We start from the raw sequence: 2,612 nt of genomic DNA, 5'->3' as shown, positions 1-2,612 counted from the left end.
CGTCCTATCGGGAGAATCGCTTGCAACGGCGGCCTTGGTCAAATGCATTTTCCATATCGTAGTCATCTGGGCAGGCGATGGCTTCATAAGTAGAATGTGTATCGTGCCGGGTTGACCGGGGTAGGCGCCGGCGCCGCGGCGCCGCGGCGGGGCTGCCGCGGGTGAAGCGCTTAGAAGCCCAAGAGGTGGGCGCGGGACGGTTTGACGGCGATGACACACGACGGTGCCGGTCCTGGCCAAGGGCAAGACCGATACCGGTCGATTATGGACCTATGTGCGCGATGACCGACCGTTCGGCGGCGCCGATCCGCCGGCGGCAGTGTTCTACTATTCCCGCGATCGCCGAGGCGAACATCCCGCGGCGCATCTCGCCGGCTGGAGCGGCATTCTGCAGGCCGATGCCTTTGGCGGTTATGGCGATCTCTATGCGATAGGTCGTCAGCCGGCGCCTGTTCTGGAAGCCAGCTGCTGGGCTCACAGCCGGCGCAAAGTGTTCGAGCTGGCCGACATCGAAGCGGCGGCGCGCAAGAAGGCGCGCGGCGAGAAGCCAAACCTGGTCTATCCGCTAGCGGTTGAAGCCGTGAAGCGCATCGACGCCCTGTTCGATATCGAGCGCGAGATCAGCGGCCTGTCGCCGGCCCAACGCCACGCCGTGCGCCAGGAGCGGAGCGTGCCGCTGGTCACCGAACTCGAGGGCTGGATGATCGAGACGCGCGACAAGCTCTCGCGCGGACACGATCTGACCAAGGCCTTCAACTACATGCTGCGCCGCTGGTCATCCTTCACCCGGTTCCTCGACGATGGGCGGATTTGCCTATCAAACAATGCAGCCGAGCGAGCCCTGCGCGGCATCGCAATCTCGGGGTCATTCTGCCCATGTTGGGCAGGAGGTCGAAGTCCATTATCGTTGGCATCCGTATTTCGGACGCCGGCTTCGCTGCGAGAACAGCGAAGAACGCGCGAACGGTCGGATCATTCATCTCGTCGTCGTGCCGGGGCATGTCATGTCGCCCGGCTCGCCAACGTACTGATGGCCGCCGCCGGCGTGGCAACGGAGGAGGAGAGCTGCGATGACGAGCGGTAATCTGATTCCGACTGCCGTCCTCAAGCGCAAGGCTGTCGTCTATGTGCGTCAGTTCACTCAGGCGCAGGTCCAGTTCAACCTTAAGAGCCAGCGTCGGCAATATGAGCTTGTCGACGTCGCGCGGCGCTGGGGATTCCGCAAAGTAGAGGTGATCGACGAGGATCTGGGACGAACCGCAAGCGGGGCTGTGGAGCGGCCCGGTTTCGAGCGCCTGGTCGACGATCTGTGCACCGGCCAGGTCGGCGCCGTGCTTTGCCTGGAAGCGTCCCGTCTGTCGCGCAATGGGCCGGACTGGCATCGGCTGCTCGAGTTGTGCGGCGAAGTCGATGCACGCGTGATCGATCTACGATCCGGGATTGCCGAACGACCGCCTGCTGCTCGGTATGAAGGGGCAGCATCAGCGAGTTCGAGCTCGGCGTGCTGCGTGCCCGCATGTACGAGGCCGCCCGCGCCAAGGCACAGCGCGGGGAACTGCGCATCTCCGTGCCCTTCGGCTATGTCTGGCACCGCGATTACGATCTCGGGTTCGATCCCGACATGCGCCTGCAGGAGACTATTCGCCTGATCTTCGCGCGTTTCCGCGAACTCGGCAGTGCGCGGCAAGTGTTGATCTCGATGATCGATGACGGCGTGCATTTTCCCAGACCCTCGGACGGCAAGAAGATGGTGTCCTTCGACTGGGTGCCTATCCGCTATCGCAACGTGATCTCGATCCTGAAGAATCCGTTCTACGCCGGCGCCTATGTCTATGGTCAGAGCGAGAAGCGCACTGAGATCGTCGATGGCCGCGTTCGCAAGAGCTATGGCCATTACAAGCCGGCTAGCGAGTGGGCGGTGGTGCTCAATGACCATCACGAAGGCTACATCGGATGGAGCGAGTACGAACGGAACCAGGAACTGCTCGCGGCCAACGCTTATGGCAAAGCCGGCGGCGTCAAGTCGGGCCGCGGCGGTCGCGCGCTGCTCCCGGGTCTCATCTCCTGTGGTCGATGCGGGCGAAGACTGGTTGTCATGTATGCCGGACGCGGCCAAGGTTATCCGGTATATCGCTGCGAGCGCGGCAACCTCATGATGGCCCAGGCGCGATGCATGTCGTTCAACGGCTTTCGCACCGACGCGGCGGTGACCCGCGAAGCGCTGGAGGCGGTTGCGCCGATGGCGATCGAAGCGGCGTTGGAGGCTGAACGGATGCAGCTGGAGAGCGATGCCAAGCGGCGGCAGATGATCGAGATGGACCTGCAGCAGGCGCGCTATGAGGCATCGCTCGCCGAGCGCCGCTATGCCGCTTGCGACCCGGAGAACCGGCTTATTGCGGCCCAGATCGAGAGGAGTTGGGAAGCCACGCTCAGGCGCGTGGAGACCTGCGAGGCCCGGCTGAGCGAAGTCCAGCGTGTGGAGCCTGTCGACGCGGTTCCGGACTTCACGGGCCTCGCCCAGGATCTCGAGGCCACCTGGAATGCGCCGGGTGTCGACATGCGCTGTCGTCAGCAACTGCTGCGCGCGCTCATCAAGGACATCGTGGCGGATG

General features: G+C 63.7%; 2 pseudogenes. Both read left to right on the top strand.

Going from position 1 to position 2,612, the window contains the following annotated elements:
• Window positions 1-155: 155 nt before the first annotated feature.
• Window positions 156-928: pseudogene (gene tnpC / locus NKH60_RS34680) on the top strand (IS66 family transposase); the annotation flags it as partial.
• 142 nt (window positions 929-1,070) lie between these two features.
• Window positions 1,071-2,612, top strand: a pseudogene (locus NKH60_RS34675) (recombinase family protein); the annotation flags it as partial.

The organism is Mesorhizobium sp. M1006 (assembly GCF_040318825.1).
Taxonomy (GTDB): domain Bacteria; phylum Pseudomonadota; class Alphaproteobacteria; order Rhizobiales; family Rhizobiaceae; genus Mesorhizobium.
This window is presented reverse-complemented; position numbering and strand designations above follow the sequence as displayed.